Genomic DNA, 15,635 nt, shown 5'->3' with positions numbered 1-15,635 from the left:
GAGCGGCCAGCTACGAATGGGTACATGATCCCACGAGTCTAAACAATTAGACAACTAATGTCCTACAGCGATCACGAAGTCTGCGACGGTGAAGTGATGATCGTGCGGAACTGAGTATTTAACTTCAACCGCTCTTCGAAGCGCTGAACGGACACAGGCAAAGTCAATGTCCAGATAGGTTGCTGCAACCTGTATCGCCGATCCAATAGCTGATGGCTAACGCTCTTATCGCAATCCGGAAAGTCCGGCAATCCTCTGGACAGTTAACGGGTTGATCATGTAGGATGTTTCCTACAGGAATGGACTGTTATGCCCCTTGCACGCTTCGTTAACGCTCTGTCACGGGGCATGTGGACAAGATGAACAGACAGTGTTGTTTTTAGCGTTCCCGTACTGACTCATCATGTTTTTTGCGGATATTACTGTTTCCTGTCATCAATCCCCTCTGATACCATTTTGCTTGTAACTAGGGCTCTTCTTTGGTTCTTGACTGTGTGACACCAGATGGCAGCAACACGCACGGTCGCCCTGCGCCAGTCATCCCTGCAATCATTTTTCCAGGCATTTATCGATGAATTCGCCGGCACGATCGTCTTCCCTCTCCGAACTGCGCGCCGCACTGCGCGAACTGTCGCCCTACGTGGGCAGGGCCCTCTGGTTCAGCCTGGCCTGCGGCGTGCTGGTGCTGGCGCCCTCTTGGTACATGCTCGAAGTCTATGACCGCGTGGTCAACAGCGCGAACGGCACCACGCTCGCCATGCTGACCCTGGCCGTGCTCGGCGCCTACCTGCTGATGGAGGTGCTGGAATGGGCGCGCAGCGACCAGATGCATGCGGCCGCCTGCCACCTCGACGAGCGCCTGACGCGCCGCGTCTTCCACGCCGCCTTCGAGTCCAGCCGCAAGTCGCTGCCGGGCGGCGGCGCCCAGGCCATGAACGATCTGCGCACCGTGCGCGACTTCATCCATTCGCCGGTGGTCACCGCCGCCATGGACGCGCCGCTGGCGATCCTGTTCCTGGCCCTGATCTTCGCCATCAGCCCATTGCTGGGCGTGGTGGCCCTGGGCGTAGCCCTGGTGCAGGTGCTGATCGGCTGGCTGAACAGCCGCGGCACGCGCGAGCCGCTGCTGGCCGCCAACCGCAACAGCTACGCCGCCCAGCAACAGGCCGACCGCCTGCAGTCGCAGGCCACCGTCATCGACGTGCTCGGCATGTACGGCGCCCTGCGCACGCGCTGGTTCGGCAAGCAGATGGAAGCGACCGCGCTGCAGGCCGAGGCTTCGAAGCGCGGCGGCGGCTACCAGGCCCTGTCGAAACTGCTGCAGAACCTGGTCAACTCGGCCCTGCTCGGCCTGTCGTGCTGGCTGCTGCTGCACGATGCCCTGAACGGCGGCAGCGCCATGCTGGTCATCGCCGGCATCCTGGGCGGCCGCGTGCTGGCCCCCTTTATCCAGATCGTCACCCAATGGCAGGGCGTGGCCTCCGCCCTCGAATCCTTCTACCGCCTGGAAGCCCTGCTGAAAGCCGTTCCGAGCGCCGCGCCGGGCATGCCGCTGCCGGTGCCGCAAGGCACGCTGGCGGTTGAGAAGCTGGTCGCCAGCGCGCCAGGCAGCAGCGCACCGATCCTGAAAGGCCTGGCCTTCGGCCTGCAGCCGGGCGAAGTGGCCGTGGTCATGGGCCCGTCGGGCGCCGGCAAGTCGAGCCTGGCGCGCCTGCTGCTGGGCATGTGGCCGGCCGCTTCCGGCAAGGTGCGCCTCGACGGCGTCGACGTGTTTGCCTGGCCGCGCGCCGAACTCGGCCCGCACCTGGGCTACCTGCCGCAGGCGGTCGACCTGGTCGAAGGCACGGTCGCCGAGAACATCTGCCGCTTCGGCGCGGTCGACCGCGCCGCCGTCGAAGCTGCCGCCCGCAGCGCCAACCTGGAACCGCTGATCGCCACCCTGCCGCAAGGCTACGATACCCCGGTCGGCCCGAACGGCAATGCCCTGTCCGGCGGCCAGCGCCAGCGCATCGCCCTGGCGCGCGCGCTGTACGGCAACCCGGCGCTGGTGGTGCTCGACGAGCCCAATTCCAGCCTCGACGATGCCGGCGACGCTGCCCTGGTCCATGCCATCCTCGAACACAAGGAACGCGGCTGCACCTTTGTCGTGATGAGCCACCGCGCCAACGTGCTGGCAGTGGCCGACAAGATCCTGCTGCTGCGCGAAGGCCAGCAGGCCGGCTTCGGGCCGCGCGAGGAAGTGCTGGCCGCACTGCGCCGGGCGAACGCGCCCGACGATGCCGCTCATGCGCCTGTACCTGCCCAGCGCAACGCCCTTCCCCTCGCCACCGCGAAAGGCTGATCCCCATGACCACCAAAACGACAGGCCAGAGCGGCCTGCGCGGGGCCCTTGCGTCCCTGCGCCATGAATTCGGCCACGCCGGCCTCCTGAGCGTGCTCACCAACGTGCTGATGCTCACGCCCACGATCTACATGCTGCAGGTGTACGACCGCGTGCTGCTCAGCCGCAGCGAGCTGACCCTGCTCGCCGTGTCGCTGATCGCGCTGGCGATGTATGCCTGCGTGGCGCTGGCCGAATGGTGGCGCACCCGGGTGCTGGTGCAGGCCGGGCAGCGCCTCGACGCCGCCCTCGCCGGTCCGCTGATGGACGCCGATTTCGCCGCTTCGCTGCAAGGCAAAGGCACGGCCGCTTCGGCCAGGCCGCTTGCCGACCTCATTCAAGTGCGCCAGTTCCTCACCGGCCCCGGCATCCTGGCCTTCTTCGATGCGCCCTGGGCGCCGATCTACATCGCCGTGCTGTTCGTGCTGCATCCGGCACTGGGCGCGCTGGCGCTGGTGTTCGCCGCGATCCAGTGCCTGCTGGCCTGGCAGGGCCACGGCCGCAGCGTGGCCCCGGCCGATGCGGCATCGAAAGCGGCCGGCGTCGAGATGGGCTGGCTGCGCGCCAAGCTGCGCGGCGCCGAAGCGCTGGAAGCGATGGGCATGCTCGGCAACCTGTGGCAGCGCTGGAACCGCCTGCACGGCCAGCAGCAGGGGCGCGGCCTGGAACTGCACCGCTTTACCTCGCGCGTCACCGCGGCCAGCAAGTTCGTGCGCTACGCCCAGCAGTCGCTGGTGCTGGGCCTGGGCAGCCTGCTCGTGATCGACGGCGAGCTCTCGGTCGGCGCCATGCTCGCCGCCAACGTCCTGATGACGCGCGCCCTGGCCCCGATCGACAGCCTGGTCGGCCTCTGGCGCGGCCTGATCAACGCCCGCCTGGCCTATGGCCGCCTGCGCACGCTGCTGCAGGAACAGGCCGTGGCGCCCGCCGCCGCCGATCTCCCGCAGGAACGCCTGCGCGGCAACGTGCAGCTGCGCGCCCTGAGCGCCCACGCAGCGGGCGGCACGCGCACCATCCTCGACGGCGTCGACCTGGCGCTGGCCGCCGGCAGCGTCACCGTGGTGGTCGGCCCTTCGGGCTCGGGCAAGTCGACGCTGGCGCGCGTCGTGGTCGGCGCCTGGCCGCACATCACGGGCGAGGCCCTGCTCGACGGCCGTCCGCTGCAGGATTACCCGCGCCGCCAGTTCGGCGCCCAGCTCGGCTACCTGCCGCAGGACGTCGGCCTGTTCGACGGCAGCATCGCCGAGAACATCGCCCGCTTCGGCGAAATCGATTCGCAGGCGGTGATCGGCGCAGCCCTGAAGACCGGCCTGCACGACATCATCCTGCGCCCGCCGCGCGGCTACGACACCCCGGTCGACAACGACGGCGTGCAGCTGCCCGGCGGCCTGCGCCAGCGCATCGCCCTGGCGCGCGCGGTCTACGGTTCGCCCGCCCTGGTGGTGCTCGACGAGCCGAACGCGAATCTCGACGAAGCCGGCGAAGCCGCCCTCACCGCGCTGGTGCGCCAGCTGAAAGTCGAAGGCAAGACCGTGCTCCTGATTACCCACCGCCCGGCCATCCTGGCCGCCGCCGACCGCCTGGTCATGCTGCGCGACGGCAAAGTAGAACGCGACGGCACGCCCGAGCAGGTGCTCGCAGAAGTGCGCCGCGCCGCTTCCCAACCTCTTCCGCAAACGCCATGAAACCTCAGCTCAAGAACGCTCAACCCGAGACCGCTCAACTGAAGAACGATCTCGTCCAGCCCGGCCTGCCCCAGGCCGGCGCCGACCTGTGGCCCGGTAGCGGCCCGGCCGCCAACGATGAGCCGCCCGCGGGCGATGCGCCTGCCGCCGCCGGCCACGCACGCCGCAGCCTGCGCCTGGGCAAGCTGGCCCTGGCCCTGGGCCTGGCCGGCTTGCTGGCCTGGGTCGCCTTTGCCCCGCTCGACGAAGGCGTGCCGGCGCCCGGCACCGTGATGGTCGACACCAAGCGCCAGCCGGTGCAGCACCTGACCGGCGGCCTGATCAAGCAGGTACTGGTGCGCGAGGGCGACCTCGTGAAACAGGGCCAGCCCCTCGTGGAACTCGACAGCGCCGTGGCGCGCGCCAACTTCACCGCGGTGCGCCTGCGCTACCTGAACGAACGTGCGGCCGAGTCGCGCCTGCTGGCCGAACAGAACGGCGCCGCCGCGATCGCCCTGCACCCGGACGTCGAAGCGGCGCGCCAGGATCCGGGCGTCAGCCTGCAGATCGAGGCCCAGCAGCAGCTGTTCATGTCGCGCAAGGCGGCGCTGGCGGCCGACCTGCAGGCGATTGCCGACGGCAGCCGCGGCCAGCAAAGCGCGCAGGTGACGATCGCCGGTTCGGCGACGCAGCACCAGACCCTGACGGCCAGCAACACGCTGGGCGACACCGACGGCATGGGCAACGTCAGCTACCGCTGGCTCGCCGATGGCGCCCTGGTGGCGGTCGGCAGCAGCTATGTGCTGACCCAGGCCCAGGTGGGCAAGGCGATCACTGTGGTCGCCAGCTACCTTGATGCCGAAGGCACCGTGGAAAGCGTGACCAGCAGCGCCACCGACCGTGTGGCCAACGTCAACGACGCGCCGACCGGCGCGGTGCTGATCGCTGGCAACACCACCCTGGGCCAGACCCTGACCGCCTCGAACACCCTGGCGGACCAGGACGGCATGGGCACGGTGAGCTACCAGTGGCAAGCCAATGGCGCGGACATCTCCGGCGCCACCGGCGCCAGCCTGACCCTGAACAGCGCGCTGATCGGCAAGACCATCGACGTGGTGGCCCGCTACACCGACGGCTTCGGCGCAGCGGAATCGGTTGGCAGTGCTGCAAGCGATGTGGTGCGCGACGGCAACGGCGTGGCGCCTTCGGTGGAAGCCCTGGCGCCGGCGCTCGGCAACGGCGGCCTGCTCGGCGACGGCAACGGCGACGGCATCCTCGACGCGCTGCAGCCTGCGGTGGTTTCGATGGGCGTACCGAGCGCCTCGAATGGCAGCTCCTATGTCACGCTGGTGGCAGGCGCGGTCAACGGCAAGCCGGTGGCGGATGCGAATCCGCTGACCGACGTGCATAGCGTGCACAATGCCATCGACCTGCCAAGCTGGGCGCAAGCGCCGATGGACGGCATCTCGTTCACCGCCAAGGTCAATGCACCTGGCGCGACCGAGAACTTCAGCCTGTACGTCGATGCGAGCACGGGTGTGAATGGTTACTGGGCGAAGGATGCGAGCGGCGTGCTGGTCAACCTGGCCAGCGCGGCCTACGGTGGCCAGATGGTGGCCGAAGGCGACAAGATCCGCCTCGACTTCCACATCACCGAAGGCAGCCAGTTCGACGTGGGCGTGGCCGGCGATTCGAACATCGTCAGCAACGGCGTGGCGGCGCATGCATCGCTGAGCCTGATCGGCTACGTGATCGATACGCCGGACGAGCAAGGCCCAGGCAACGCCTTCGACTAAGCACCAAAAATTAATGTTTAAAGGAATGAAGATGAAACTGATTAAATTCTTGGCTGCATCGAGTGTCTTGAGCCTGGCCGCCTGCGGCGGCGGTGGCGGCGGTGGCGGCACGACCACCCCGCCGGTGGTGACCCCGCCGGCGATTACCCTGGGCCAGCTGCAAGGCTTCTGGAACGGCCCGGTGACGGGCGCCAGCTTCGGCGGCGCCACGGTCGTGCGCAGCGTGGTCCTGAGCGACGGCGCGGCCTGGCTGTTCCTGCACGACGCCCAGGACAACCTGGTCGGTCTGACCACCGCCAAGCTGGCCGTGTCGGGCCAGACCTTCTCGGCCAACGGCGCACGCTATCCGGTGTCGGGCGCCAAGGCCGAGACGGTCACCGTCTCCGGCGGCGCACCGAGCGGCACCGCGTTTGCGGTGTCGGTGCGCGGCACTGCCGGCACCAGCTCGCTGGCGCTGACGGCGGACACCCGCTACAGCACCGCCGTGACCCGCGCCGATGCCACCGGCAACTGGCGCTTCACCAAGGCCGGCGGCACCATCGTTGCCAACTGGACCGTCGACGCCAACGGCGTGCTGTCGGGCACCAGCACCCTTGGCTGCAACTACAACGGCACCGTGGCGCCGCACGGCAGCGTGGCCGTGTTCGACGTCACCCTGACCGAGACCTGCACCGGTAGCACCACCCAGCTGAGCGGTATCGCCAAGCTGAACACCGCCAAGACCTTCCTGACCTTCGGCCTGACGACGGCCGACGGTGGGCTGGGCGAAGCGGTGGTGGCGCAGAAGCAGTAATAATTAGTACCGGGCACGGGCGCTGCGGCGCCTTTGCTTATGGATGAAAAAAGGCCCGGGTGGAAGCACCCGGGCCTTTTTTTGCTGTGTTGATACGTCAGCCGCCAGCGTCCTGCCGGTGGCGCCGCTCGTGCGCCGCGGGACGGCGCACCGGCGCCGGTTTGCGCAGGCCATGCAAGGCATGCGCAACCAGCACCAGCAGCAACAGCAATGCGGCGAAAGCCAAGACGACCGGCGCCGGCAATCCAAGGAATACGCCCTGATCCATGACATCTCCCGTTCCGTTGAACATCGCCCGCTGTTAGCCGGGCGCAAGAACGAATGTGCCATTTCTATTCCTGTTGGAAATTGAGCTACCGCAAAGCCCCGCCGTCGATCAAGCCGCCGTCGACAGCGGCTGGGCCCGTTCCGGCTTGCCTTTGCCCGCCCGCTCGTACTCGGCGATCACCTGGGCCCCAAACAGCAGCAGCGTGGCGCCGATCTCGAGGCTGAACATGACCACGATGGCGGTCGTCATCGAGCCATACACCACGTTCACCTGGGACAGGGTCGAGAAATACCAGACCAGGACATGGCGCGCCAGTTCCCACAGCAGCGCCGCCGTGACCCCGCCGACCAGCGCGTGCGACAGCGACAGGCGCCCGACCGGCATCACCAGGTAGATCGAGGTCAGTACCAGGATTTCGCCGCCCAGGCCCAGCAGGTAGAGCAGCGCCCCCGATACCCCGCCCAGCGACCAGCTGTAGCCGAACAGATCGACGTGCTCCCGCCCCATCACCTGCAGGGTGCCGGCCACCAGGGTCACCAGCATCACCCCGAAGCCCAGCGCCAGGATGTAGCAGTAAGGCAGCACCGCCGACACCAGGAAGTGGCGGCGCCGGATCGCCACGCGGTGCACGAAGATCACGCTCATGGCGTTTTCCAGCACCGTAAAGGCGAGGGAACTGAAGAACAGCATGGTGACGCCCAGCACCCAGGTGATGAGGTCGCGGTTGTCGAGGAAGTTGGCGACCTCGGCCACGATGGAGCGCGACTGGCCCGGCACCAGCAGTTCGAGGTAGCGGCGCAGGGTTTCCAGCAGCTCGGCCTGGTCGATGAAGTGCGACAGCGCCACCACCACCAGCATCAGGAAGGGCACGATCGACAGCAGCGCGTAATAGGCCACGGCGCCGGCCAGCAGCAAGCCCTGGTTGGCGCGAAAGCCGCGCAGGCAGCTCAGGGTAAAGGTCAGCGGGTGCGAGAAAATGTAGGCATTCGCGCGCCGGTTCAGGATGCGGATGCGCGCGCGGCGCACCGACTGCCAGCGCAGCCGTATCATCGTGCCAGCCTGATTCCAGTAAATTGCCAGCGCGCTCCGGCCGGAAAGAAGTTGCGGTAGCTGGCGCGCGGATGGCCGGCTGGCGTGGCGCAGGACGAGCCGCGCAGCACGTACTGGTTGACCATGAACTTGCCGTTGTATTCGCCGATGGCGCCCGGCGCCGGCGCATAGCCGGGATAGGGCGCGTAGCTGCTGCTGGTCCATTGCCAGCAAGCGCCGAACATCTGGCTGAGGCCCGTGCCCGCCTCTCCTCCCCTGGCCGCGCCCGGATGCAGGCGCCCTGCTTCGATGCTGGCCTGGCGCGCCGCGAATTCCCATTCGAACTCGGTCGGCAGGCGCGCTCCGCGCCAGCGCGCATAGGCGTCGGCCTCGTACAGCGACAGATGCGTGGCCGGGCGCGCCGGATCGAGCGGCAGCAGGCCGTGCAGGGTGAATTCCTGCCAGCGGCCCTCGTCATCCTGGCGCCAGTAGAAGGGATGCGCCAGTTCGCCGCTGGCGACCTTGTCCCAGCCCTCGGCCAGCCACAAGGCAGGGTCGCGGTAGCCGCCGGCCTCGATGAAGGCCAGGTATTCGCCGTTGGTCACCAGGCGCGAAGCGAGTTCGAACGGCGCCAGGTAGGCACGGTGGCGCGGCAGCTCGTTGTCGAAGCAGAAACCGTTGCCGCCAAAGCCGAACTCGGCCAGCCCGCCGGCGCAGGCGATCCACTCCATCGGTGCGGGCGGCGCCTCGGCGCCGAGCGGGTCGGCGGCATAGGCCGGGAACAAAGGGCTCTGGGCCAGCAGATGCTTGAGGTCGGTGAGCATCAGTTCCTGGTGCTGCTGCTCGTGCTGCAGGCCGAGCTCGACCAGTTCGGCGAGGCGGGCGTCGCCTGCGCGTTCGACCAGCAGGCGACCCATGCGCGCATCGACGTCGCGGCGGTAGGCGCGTACTTCGTCGAGCGAAGGCCGTGTCAGCAGGCCGCGGTGCGGGCGCGGATGCTTGGCGCCGACGCCGTTGTAGTAGGAATTGAAAAGCACCCGAAAGGCGGGGTGGAAAGGCGCGAAGCCTTCTTCCATCGCCTCCAGGATGAAGGTCTCGAAGAACCAGGTCGTGTGCGCCAGGTGCCACTTGATGGGGCTGGCGTCGGGCATGGACTGGGCGCAGCAATCCTCGCTCGAGAGCGGCTCGGCCAGGTGCAGCGAGCGCTGGCGGACGGTATGAAAATCGTGCGACATAATAAAACTCTCAGCCGGCCGCCTGCGCGTGGATCACGGCAAACGGACAGTGCGGATCGGTCCAGACGCGGGTTGCCTCGAAGCCGGCCGATTCGAGCAGGCTGATGGCGTCGGCCTGGCGGTACTTGTAGCTGTTTTCGGTATGGATGCGCTCGCCCGCCGCGAAGTCGCGCCCGCCGCCCGGCCAGCGCACCTGCTGGGCGCGCTTGGCTTCGAGGTGCATCTCGACCCGGCCCATGGCCTCGTTGTAGAAGCCGACATGGCGCCATTCGCGGATGTCGAAGTCGGCGCCGAGCAGGGTATTCACGTGGCGCAGCACGTTCAGGTTGAAGGCGGCGGTTACGCCGAGGGCGTCGTCGTAGGCGGCATCCATGACGGCCTTGTCCTTGACCAGGTCGATCCCGATCAGCAGGCCGCCGTCCGGTCCGCAGTTGCGGCGCAGGCGGCGCAGGAAAGCACGTGCTTCCGGCGGCGTGAAGTTGCCGAGCGACGAGCCGGGATAGAAGAACAGGCGTTTTTCGGCGCGCACATTGCTCGGGAGTTCGAGGCCGCTGGAAAAGTCCAGGCCCAGCGCTTCCATCGCGATCTGCGGGAAGCGCTGGCGCAGCCGGTTCAGCGCGTCGTGCAGGAATTCGGTGGAAATGTCGATCGCCACGTACTGGCTCGGGCGCAGCAGCGGGAACAGCGAGGCTGCCTTGGCGCAGTTGCCGGCGCCGAGGTCGACCAGGGTGCTGCCGACGCCGGCCACGCGCGCCATCTCGGCGCCATGGCGTGCGAAAATCGCCGCTTCGGTGCGGGTTGGATAGTATTCCGGCAGTTCGCAGATCGCTTCGAACAGCTTCGAGCCAAGCGCGTCGTAGAGGAACTTGGGTGAAATGGTGGCGTTGCGCGCGCCCAGGCCGTCGTAGAGCTCAGCGGGAACGTGGGCGTTGGCCACGGTTTCAGGCTGCTCGGTTATGCATAAAGTCATCATAGGGTTTATCATTCGTGCCGCCGAAGCGCCGGATGCGCCCTGGCCTGGAGATGTTGACGTTTTTGCTATCATAGCCCGAAGCGCCGAATCTCCGCGTTCGCCTGCCACGCAAGCGTGCAGGCCATCCGTCTTGCAAGACCTTATTAACAAGAAAGCCCATACCATGTCGCCCATCTCCGCCCTGAAGTCGCTGCTCGCAGCATCCGTCGCCGTTTCCTTCGCGTTCGCCGCGCCCGGCGCCGCGGCCCAGAACACGCCTGGCGTGCTGAAAGTGTCGGCCATTCCCGACGAAGCGCCAACCGAGCTGCAGCGCAAGTTCAAGCCACTGGGCGACTACCTGGCCAAGGCCACCGGCCTGAAGGTCGAGTTCACCCCGGTGACCGACTACGCCGCCTCGGTCGAAGGCCTGGTCAACCACAAGCTCGACATGGTCTGGTTCGGCGGCTTCACCTTCGTGCAGGCCAACGTGCGCAGCAAGGGCCAGATCACGCCGCTGGTGCAGCGCGCCGAGGACGAGAAATTCCGCTCGGTGTTCGTGACCACCCAGCCCGGCATCAACAAGCTGGAAGACCTGAAGGGCAAGACCCTGTCGTTCGGCTCGGAATCCTCGACCTCGGGCCACCTGATGCCGCGCTCCTTCCTGCTGGGCGCCAGGATCAATCCGGACACCGACCTGAAGCGCATCTCGTTCTCGGGCGCACACGACGCCACCGTGGCGGCCGTGGCCGGCGGCAAGGTCGATGCCGGTGCGCTGAACATCTCGGTCTGGGAAAAGCTGGTCGAAGCCAACAAGGTCGACCCGAAAGTCGTGCGCGTGTTCTACACCACCCCGGGCTACTACGACTACAACTGGTCGGTGCATTCGAACATGAACCCGGCGCTGCAAAAGAAGATCCGCGACGCCTTCCTGGCCCTGGACGATTCGACGCCTGAAGGCAAGCAGATCCTCGACCTGCAGCGCGCCACCAGGTTCATCGCCACCAAGCCGGAGAACTACAAGGCGATCGAAGCGGCCGCGCGCAATGCCGGCCTGCTGAAGTAATCCACCCGGTCTTGCCGCGCATTCAGCCGATGACGTTCAAGCTCGAGAAACTGACGGTCCGCCACCTCACGGGCAGCCGCGCGCCCGCGCTGCAGGCGCTCGACCTGGCGATTGCGCCGGGCGAGCAGCTGGCGCTGATCGGGCCATCCGGCGCCGGCAAGACCACCCTGCTGTCGACCCTGGCGCTGGCCCACCGGCCGGCCGAGGGCGGCTTCAGCGCCTTTGGCCAGGACCCGTGGGCCTTGCCGCAGCGCGCGCGCCATGCCTTGCGCACGCGCCTGTTCCTGGCGCCGCAAACGCCGCCGCTGCCGCCGCGCCAGCGCGTGGTCACCGCGGTGCTGGCCGCGCGCCTGCCGCAGTGGAGCCTGGGCCAGGCCCTGGCCTCGCTGTTCAGGCCGGCCGACCCGGACGCCGCCTACGACGCCCTGAGCCGCTTCGGCCTGGGCGACAAGCTGTACGCGCGCGTCGACCGCCTGTCCGGCGGCGAGCGCCAGCGCTGCAGCCTGGCGCGCCTGCTGCTGTCGAATGCCGAAGCGTTTTTGGTGGACGAGCCGATCTCCGCGCTCGACCCGGCGCTGGCGCAACTCACGCTGTCGACCCTGCAGGGCGAAGCGGCCGCGCGCAAAGCGACTTTGGTGTGCAGCCTGCACCAGGTGGAGATGGCGCGCGCCCATTTCGAGCGTCTCGTCGGCCTGCGCGCCGGCCGCATCGTGTTCGACTTGCCGCGCGAGCAGGTATCCGACGAGATGATCGCCGCGCTCTACGCCAACGAAACGCTGCCGCCGCCGGAACACCACCTGCACGAAACGCCGGAACGCATCGCGGTCGGCGCCTGTCTCTGATTCGCGGATCCGATACGTGCCGTCTCACATTTTGTCACCCCCTCTTCATCCCGACCCGGCCTGGCGCGGGCGCCTGATGGCCTGCGGCCTCGGCCTGGTGCTGCTGTGGCCGATGCTGGTCTACAGCGAATTCAAGCCCTGGATCCTGTTCGATCTGCAAAGCCTGGCCGCGGCCGGCAACTTCCTGTCGGACTTCCTGCATCCCGCGCATTCCGCCGAATTCCTGGCGATGGTGCTGCACGAAACCTGGATCACGGTGGCGATCGCCACCTGCGGCCTGTTCCTGGCCCTGCTCGGCGCCATTCCCGCCACCCTGCTGGTGACCGAGCGCCTGTCGGTATCGACGCTAGGCACCGGCCGCATGCGGCGCAGCAGCGCGCTGCTGCGCCAGGCAGTGCGCTGGGTGCTGGTGCTTCTGCGCAGCGTGCCGGAACTGGTCTGGGCCCTGCTGTTCGTGCGCGTGGTGGGCCTGGGCCCGACCGCCGGCGTGCTGGCCATCGCCCTCACTTATTGCGGCATGCTGGCCAAGGTGTATGCCGAAATCCTCGAGTCGAGCGACGCCCACGCCAGCGACAGCCTGCTCGCCAACGGCAGCGGGCGCCTGGCGGCCCTGCTGTACGGCGCGCTGCCCGAAGCGGCGGCCGAACTCGTGTCCTACACCGTCTACCGCTGGGAATGCGCGATCCGGGGCTCGGCCATCATGGGCTTTGTCGGCGCCGGCGGCCTGGGCCAGCGCATGGACGAATCGACCAAGATGATGGCCGGCGGCGAAGTCGCCACCATGCTCATCATGTTCGTGCTGCTGGTGGCCGCGGCCGACCTGGTGTCCACGCTGCTGCGCCGGAGGCTGGGATGAGCGAACCGCTACGCGCGCCGCCCCCGCCGCCCCGCTCCTGGGGCACGCCGCTGCTGCTGCTGGCGCTGGCCGTGCTGGTCGTCGCCAGCTTCGCCACGCTGCGGCTCGACCTGGCCGCCTTCTTCACGCCCGATGCCGCCGGCACCATGGCCGAATTCCTGGCCGGTTTCGCACCGCCGGACAGCGCCACCCCCTTCCTCCTGAAAACCCTGGACGCGGCCATCGAGACCCTGTCGATGTCGGCCCTCGGCACCCTGCTGGCCGTGGCCGCCGGCCTGGTGCTGGCGCTGCCGGCCTCGGGGCGCTGGGGCGCGGGCCCGCGCGGCGCCGTGCGCCTGGTGCTGAACGTGCTGCGCTCGATCCCGGAACTGGTGTGGGCGGCGCTGCTGCTGGTGGCGGCCGGCCTGGGGCCGTTCGCGGGCACCCTGGCGCTGGCGGCGCACACTTCCGGCGTGCTCGGACGCCTGTTTGCCGACGCCCTGGAAAACGCGGCGCCGCTGCCGGAAGCGACGCTGCGCACGAACGGCGCGACGGCGCTGGGCGCCTTCTTCTACGCGACCCTGCCGCAAACCCTGCCGCAGATGCTGTCCTACACCCTGTACCGCTGGGAGAACAATATCCGCGCCGCCGCCGTGCTGGGCGTGGTCGGCGCCGGCGGCCTGGGGCAGATGCTGAAGTACCACCTGTCGCTGTTCCAGATGCCGAGCGCGGCCACCGTGATCCTGGCCATGCTGCTGCTGGTGGCCCTGGTCGACGCGATCAGTTTCGCGCTGCGGCGCGCCCTTACCCGATAACCGACAAGCTGCCCATGCTCGAACTGCGCGACCTTACCAAGACCTACGGCGGACGCACTGTCCTGGCCAAGCTGTCGCACCGTTTCGAAGCGGGGAAGTTCATCGCCATCATGGGCGAATCGGGGGTCGGCAAGTCGACCCTGCTGAACCTGATCGCGGGACTCGATGCTCCCGACAGCGGCGAGGTGCTGGTCGACGGCCTGCCGATGGCGGCGCTCGACGACGATGCCGCCACCCGCCTGCGCCGCACGCGCATGGGTTTCATTTTCCAGGCCTTCCACGTGCTGCCGCACCTGACGCTGCGCCAGAACGTGGCGCTGCCGCTGCTCCTGAACCGCGAAACCGGCGCGCGTGCCGACTACATGCTGGCGGCGGTGGGATTGGGCGGACGCGGCGGCGACTTCCCGCGCCAGCTCTCGGGCGGCGAACTGCAGCGGGTGGCGATCGCGCGCGCCCTGGTGCACCGGCCCGCCCTGCTGCTGGCCGACGAGCCGACCGGGAACCTCGATCCGGATACGGCGGCCGGCATCCTGCAGCTGCTGCGCAGCGAAATCAAGGCGACCGGCGCCGGCGCCATCATGGTCACCCACTCGCATGCCGCGGCCGAGATGGCGGACCAGGTCTTGCTGCTGACCCGTTCCGGGTTGCAAGCCGCCTGAGCTTGCATCGCTAAGTTCCTGGCAGAAAGAACGATGATGCCGCACGTTACGTGCGAAAAGTGCGTCGTACTGCGCGGAGGCGTAGTAATATCACAACGACCCGCACGCATAAGCTAACACAACATCGGGCGCTTCCAAGACGGTCCTGTCCCCTCAACCAGATTCAGTATTTGGAGGAGTACATGAACGTACGCCAAAAAAAACAGGAAATGCTGGCCGCGATGCACCGCGCGCGCGCCCTCGAGCCGTCGAGCTTCGTCCCGAACAAGCTGCTCGACACCCTTATTGAAAAGCTGCATTTGAAGAATGACGCCGAACTGTGCCGGGTGCTGGAAGTCCAGCCCCCGATCATCAGCAAGATCCGCCACCGCAAGCTGAACGTCGGCGCCACGATCCTGCTGCGCATGCACGAGAAGTCGAACATTTCGATCCGCGAACTGAAGGAGCTGACCAGCGCGTCGATCCACTAGCGGAGAAGTAGAGAGTTGGCGGGCTTGCCAGCCCGCCGGTTGTTGCCGCTTACTGGCTGGGCGGGCGCCCGGTCTTCAGCTGGGGCAGGCCGTCGAGCACCTGGCGCAGGGTGGCCATGTCGAGGCGGCCGACCAGCGCCACGCCGATGCGCAGCAGCTCGCTCTTCTTGACCTCGAAACCGGCTTTCAGGCAGGCCTGCTTGACGTCGGCCAGCACCCCGTATTCCTGCTCGGGCATGGTGAAACTGTCGCGCACCAGGGAAGGACGCGCGGTTTCGGCGACCGGCGCCTGGACGGCGCGTACGCCGGCCTTGCCGCTCGCCTTGACCAGTGCCTTGGCCGCGGTCTTTGCCGCCGTGGCGGGCCGATCGGCCCCAGTGCGGGCGGCACTGCGGGCGGGCGCCTTTGCAGCCGGCTTGGCGGCCACCCTGGTGCTTGCTTTCGCGCTTGCTTTGGCCGGTCCGGACGCCTTGTCGGCCGGCTTTGCGGGCGTCTTTGCCGCGACGCTTTTGCCGGCCTTTGGCGCTGGCTTGACTGCTTTCGCCGGCGCCTTGTCGGCCGCTTTCGGCGCCGCCCTGGCGCTGCGCTTTGCCGGCTCCGGGGCCGCAGCCTTTGGAGCGGCCTTGGTGTCGCCTTTGGTTTTCCTTGCGCCGGCCTTGGCCACTGCCACGTCGGCCGCAGCCGCTTTCAGCGCCCTGGCGGTTTTCGGCGCCGGATTGGCCGCCGCGCCGGCGGACGCGCGTGCGCCCTGTTTCGTTCGTGCCGACGGCCTGGCATCCGCCGCGTCGGGAACCGGTTTTCTGGTCATTGGGTATTCCACTGCTTAACAAGGTA

The 15,635-nt window shown here is 67.8% G+C and carries 15 protein-coding genes; 10 read left to right on the top strand and 5 right to left on the bottom strand.

Features of this window, described 5'->3' with window-relative positions; all coding sequences use genetic code 11:
• Positions 1 to 571 precede the first annotated feature (571 nt).
• From QWL29_RS22730 to QWL29_RS22715, 4 genes are read left to right on the top strand one after another with little or no spacing between them, the layout of a single operon-like run.
• On the top strand, positions 572 to 2,341 hold the full coding sequence (locus tag QWL29_RS22730) for a type I secretion system permease/ATPase (RefSeq protein ID WP_305825133.1): 1,770 nt from the start codon (positions 572 to 574) through the stop codon (positions 2,339 to 2,341).
• Positions 2,342 to 2,346: 5 nt separating this feature from the next.
• Positions 2,347 to 4,065: a type I secretion system permease/ATPase gene (locus QWL29_RS22725; protein WP_305825132.1), complete on the top strand. Its 1,719-nt coding sequence runs from the start codon at positions 2,347 to 2,349 to the stop codon at positions 4,063 to 4,065.
• Positions 4,062 to 5,840 (top strand): biotin/lipoyl-binding protein, encoded by a 1,779-nt coding sequence (locus QWL29_RS22720; RefSeq protein ID WP_305825131.1) that lies wholly within the window; start codon positions 4,062 to 4,064, stop codon positions 5,838 to 5,840. The genes QWL29_RS22725 and QWL29_RS22720 overlap by 4 nt, the downstream gene beginning before the upstream one ends.
• 31 nt (positions 5,841 to 5,871) lie before the next feature.
• Entirely contained in the window at positions 5,872 to 6,633 is a 762-nt protein-coding gene (locus QWL29_RS22715; protein ID WP_305825130.1) for a hypothetical protein, read from the top strand.
• A gap of 97 nt (positions 6,634 to 6,730) precedes the next feature.
• On the opposite strand, the gene QWL29_RS22710 is transcribed toward QWL29_RS22715, so the two are convergent.
• The 4 genes from QWL29_RS22710 to egtD form a co-directional block, all read right to left on the bottom strand.
• On the bottom strand, positions 6,731 to 6,901 hold the full coding sequence (locus QWL29_RS22710; protein WP_305825129.1) for a hypothetical protein: 171 nt from the start codon (positions 6,899 to 6,901) through the stop codon (positions 6,731 to 6,733).
• 108 nt (positions 6,902 to 7,009) lie between these two features.
• Positions 7,010 to 7,951 carry a YihY/virulence factor BrkB family protein gene (locus tag QWL29_RS22705; RefSeq protein ID WP_305825128.1) on the bottom strand — a complete coding sequence of 314 codons (942 nt, stop codon included), beginning with the start codon at positions 7,949 to 7,951 and terminating at the stop codon, positions 7,010 to 7,012.
• A complete protein-coding gene (gene egtB, locus QWL29_RS22700) occupies positions 7,948 to 9,165 on the bottom strand; it encodes an ergothioneine biosynthesis protein EgtB (protein ID WP_305825127.1) in 1,218 nt (405 codons plus the stop codon). The genes QWL29_RS22705 and egtB overlap by 4 nt, the downstream gene beginning before the upstream one ends.
• Before the next feature lie 10 nt (positions 9,166 to 9,175).
• Positions 9,176 to 10,138 carry an L-histidine N(alpha)-methyltransferase gene (gene egtD / locus QWL29_RS22695; protein WP_305825126.1) on the bottom strand — a complete coding sequence of 321 codons (963 nt, stop codon included), beginning with the start codon at positions 10,136 to 10,138 and terminating at the stop codon, positions 9,176 to 9,178.
• 163 nt (positions 10,139 to 10,301) lie between these two features.
• Here egtD and QWL29_RS22690 point away from each other — a divergent pair, with 163 nt between their 5' ends.
• The 6 genes from QWL29_RS22690 (at position 10,302) to QWL29_RS22665 (ending at position 14,801) form a co-directional block, all read left to right on the top strand.
• A complete protein-coding gene (locus QWL29_RS22690) occupies positions 10,302 to 11,180 on the top strand; it encodes a putative selenate ABC transporter substrate-binding protein (RefSeq protein ID WP_305825125.1) in 879 nt (292 codons plus the stop codon).
• Positions 11,181 to 11,209: 29 nt separating this feature from the next.
• The gene (locus tag QWL29_RS22685; RefSeq protein WP_305825124.1) at positions 11,210 to 12,022 is read left to right on the top strand and encodes a phosphonate ABC transporter ATP-binding protein; all 813 of its coding nucleotides are present in this window, start codon (positions 11,210 to 11,212) and stop codon (positions 12,020 to 12,022) included.
• Between the two features lie 76 nt (positions 12,023 to 12,098).
• Positions 12,099 to 12,878, top strand: a complete 780-nt coding sequence (locus QWL29_RS22680; RefSeq protein ID WP_305825134.1) for a PhnE/PtxC family ABC transporter permease — start codon at positions 12,099 to 12,101, stop codon at positions 12,876 to 12,878.
• Positions 12,875 to 13,672 (top strand): phosphonate ABC transporter, permease protein PhnE, encoded by a 798-nt coding sequence (phnE, locus tag QWL29_RS22675; protein WP_305825123.1) that lies wholly within the window; start codon positions 12,875 to 12,877, stop codon positions 13,670 to 13,672. The genes QWL29_RS22680 and phnE overlap by 4 nt, the downstream gene beginning before the upstream one ends.
• A gap of 14 nt (positions 13,673 to 13,686) precedes the next feature.
• A complete protein-coding gene (locus QWL29_RS22670) occupies positions 13,687 to 14,331 on the top strand; it encodes an ABC transporter ATP-binding protein (RefSeq protein WP_305825122.1) in 645 nt (214 codons plus the stop codon).
• 182 nt (positions 14,332 to 14,513) lie between these two features.
• Positions 14,514 to 14,801 carry a hypothetical protein gene (locus QWL29_RS22665; protein ID WP_305825121.1) on the top strand — a complete coding sequence of 96 codons (288 nt, stop codon included), beginning with the start codon at positions 14,514 to 14,516 and terminating at the stop codon, positions 14,799 to 14,801.
• 49 nt (positions 14,802 to 14,850) lie between these two features.
• Here QWL29_RS22665 and QWL29_RS22660 read toward each other — a convergent pair whose 3' ends face one another.
• A complete protein-coding gene (locus QWL29_RS22660) occupies positions 14,851 to 15,609 on the bottom strand; it encodes a hypothetical protein (protein WP_305825120.1) in 759 nt (252 codons plus the stop codon).
• Positions 15,610 to 15,635: the final 26 nt, after the last annotated feature.

Source organism: Massilia brevitalea, from assembly GCF_030711405.1.
Lineage (GTDB): Bacteria > Pseudomonadota > Gammaproteobacteria > Burkholderiales > Burkholderiaceae_D > Telluria > Telluria brevitalea.
Note: the sequence above shows the minus strand (reverse complement) of the source record. Positions and strands in the feature narration are given on the sequence as shown.

What these genes read in the sequence shown, in the direction of transcription:
- QWL29_RS22730 (WP_305825133.1), top strand. Translation starts at nt 572, where the DNA reads ATGAATTCGCCGGCACGATCGTCTTCCCTCTCCGAACTGCGCGCCGCA.
- QWL29_RS22725 (WP_305825132.1), top strand. Translation starts at nt 2,347, where the DNA reads ATGACCACCAAAACGACAGGCCAGAGCGGCCTGCGCGGGGCCCTTGCG.
- QWL29_RS22720 (WP_305825131.1), top strand. Translation starts at nt 4,062, where the DNA reads ATGAAACCTCAGCTCAAGAACGCTCAACCCGAGACCGCTCAACTGAAG.
- QWL29_RS22715 (WP_305825130.1), top strand. Translation starts at nt 5,872, where the DNA reads ATGAAACTGATTAAATTCTTGGCTGCATCGAGTGTCTTGAGCCTGGCC.
- QWL29_RS22710 (WP_305825129.1), bottom strand. Translation starts at nt 6,901, where the DNA reads ATGGATCAGGGCGTATTCCTTGGATTGCCGGCGCCGGTCGTCTTGGCT.
- QWL29_RS22705 (WP_305825128.1), bottom strand. Translation starts at nt 7,951, where the DNA reads ATGATACGGCTGCGCTGGCAGTCGGTGCGCCGCGCGCGCATCCGCATC.
- egtB (WP_305825127.1), bottom strand. Translation starts at nt 9,165, where the DNA reads ATGTCGCACGATTTTCATACCGTCCGCCAGCGCTCGCTGCACCTGGCC.
- egtD (WP_305825126.1), bottom strand. Translation starts at nt 10,138, where the DNA reads ATGATGACTTTATGCATAACCGAGCAGCCTGAAACCGTGGCCAACGCC.
- QWL29_RS22690 (WP_305825125.1), top strand. Translation starts at nt 10,302, where the DNA reads ATGTCGCCCATCTCCGCCCTGAAGTCGCTGCTCGCAGCATCCGTCGCC.
- QWL29_RS22685 (WP_305825124.1), top strand. Translation starts at nt 11,210, where the DNA reads ATGACGTTCAAGCTCGAGAAACTGACGGTCCGCCACCTCACGGGCAGC.
- QWL29_RS22680 (WP_305825134.1), top strand. Translation starts at nt 12,099, where the DNA reads ATGGCCTGCGGCCTCGGCCTGGTGCTGCTGTGGCCGATGCTGGTCTAC.
- phnE (WP_305825123.1), top strand. Translation starts at nt 12,875, where the DNA reads ATGAGCGAACCGCTACGCGCGCCGCCCCCGCCGCCCCGCTCCTGGGGC.
- QWL29_RS22670 (WP_305825122.1), top strand. Translation starts at nt 13,687, where the DNA reads ATGCTCGAACTGCGCGACCTTACCAAGACCTACGGCGGACGCACTGTC.
- QWL29_RS22665 (WP_305825121.1), top strand. Translation starts at nt 14,514, where the DNA reads ATGAACGTACGCCAAAAAAAACAGGAAATGCTGGCCGCGATGCACCGC.
- QWL29_RS22660 (WP_305825120.1), bottom strand. Translation starts at nt 15,609, where the DNA reads ATGACCAGAAAACCGGTTCCCGACGCGGCGGATGCCAGGCCGTCGGCA.